Source organism: Delftia sp. ZNC0008 (genome assembly GCF_000799035.1).
Taxonomy (GTDB): domain Bacteria; phylum Pseudomonadota; class Gammaproteobacteria; order Burkholderiales; family Burkholderiaceae_C; genus Comamonas; species Comamonas tsuruhatensis.
The window spans coordinates 1-647 of record NZ_JTKZ01000833.1; the positions used below are offsets into that span (position 1 = coordinate 1).

The 647-nt window shown below is 69.4% G+C and carries 2 protein-coding genes; one reads left to right on the forward strand and one right to left on the reverse strand.

Features of this window, described 5'->3' with window-relative positions; translation table 11 throughout:
* On the reverse strand, positions 1 to 425 hold a 425-nt coding region (locus tag L995_RS26685; protein ID WP_047474353.1), incomplete at its 3' end, for an acyclic terpene utilization AtuA family protein.
* 70 nt (positions 426 to 495) lie between these two features.
* On the opposite strand from L995_RS26685, the gene L995_RS32485 reads away from it, so the two are divergent.
* Positions 496 to 647 (forward strand): helix-turn-helix domain-containing protein (locus L995_RS32485; RefSeq protein ID WP_156136143.1); only part of this gene is annotated, 152 nt, incomplete at its 3' end.

The following is a 647-nucleotide window of genomic DNA, read 5'->3' on the forward strand; positions in this document are numbered from 1 at the left end:
CGCAGCGCCCCGCGGTACGCCGGGCCGCTGACATCGTCGCCATGCACCACGGCGATGCGCGGCACGCGCAGGCCCAGGCGCTGCGCCAGCCGCTGGATGCAGCGCGCCGCGCCTTCGGGATTCGCCGCACCGAAGTTGCTGACGATGCGTATGCCATGCGCCAGGCAATCGGCCAGCACGGGCTCCAGCAGGTCCTCCAGCAGGGGTTCGTAGCCCGCGTCGGGCTGCTCGCGCCGCGCGAGCTGGGCCAGCGCCAGCGTGCGCTCGGCCAGGGTCTCGAAGATCAGGCAGGCGCTCTGGCCGCTGGCCGCCAGGGCGCGCACCACGGGCGCGGCGGCATCGGTGCGGTCGCCCGAGAAGCCGGCTGCGCAGCCCACCCACAGCGGGGGCCTGTCCGGGGCAAGAGAGGGTTCCAGGTTGTCCATGAGAGCCAATGTAGGCAGCCGCTGCTAATCTGTGAAATCGATTGTTCGGATCGACTTATCCAAAAACCCGATGAATATCTCCTCCCGCCAGCTCGATGCCTTCATCGCCCTGGCCCAGCTCAGCAGCTTCACCCTGGCCGCGCAGCGCTGCCATCTGTCGCAGCCGGCCTTCAGTGCCCTGATCAAGGGGCTTGAAGACGGCGTGGGCGTGCGCCTGTTCGA